Genomic DNA, 358 nt, shown 5'->3' on the forward strand with positions numbered 1-358 from the left:
CAATATTAAATTAAAAAATGGAGGAGGTAGAGGGATTCGAACCCCCGCGCGACTCTCGCCGCCTGTCGGTTTTCAAGACCGATCCCTTCAGCCGAACTTGGGTATACCTCCATGAAGGAAAAAATAAATATTTATTATTATATGTCTAAACCATTTTTAAAAATGGAGGAGGTAGAGGGATTCGAACCCCCGCGCGATTCTCACCGCCTGTCGGTTTTCAAGACCGATCCCTTCAGCCGAACTTGGGTATACCTCCGAGACATATATTAAATAAAGTGGAGCCTAGCGGGATCGAACCGCTGACCTCCTGCGTGCAAGGCAGGCGCTCTCCCAGCTGAGCTAAGGCCCCATGTTTTTT

General features: G+C 48.0%; 3 tRNA genes. All 3 read right to left on the reverse strand.

From position 1 onward, the window contains the following. Positions 1-18: 18 nt before the first annotated feature. Positions 19-111 (reverse strand) — tRNA-Ser (locus OXT04_RS29655). 52 nt (positions 112-163) lie between these two features. Continuing rightward, positions 164-256: transfer RNA gene (locus OXT04_RS29660), tRNA-Ser, on the reverse strand. Positions 257-276: 20 nt separating this feature from the next. Beyond that, positions 277-349, reverse strand: a tRNA-Ala gene (locus tag OXT04_RS29665). Between the last annotated feature and the right edge of the window lie 9 nt (positions 350-358).

The sequence above is a fragment of the Bacillus sp. GC_Bacil_1 genome (genome assembly GCF_026540675.1).
GTDB classification, from domain to species: domain Bacteria; phylum Bacillota; class Bacilli; order Bacillales; family Bacillaceae_G; genus Bacillus_A; species Bacillus_A cereus.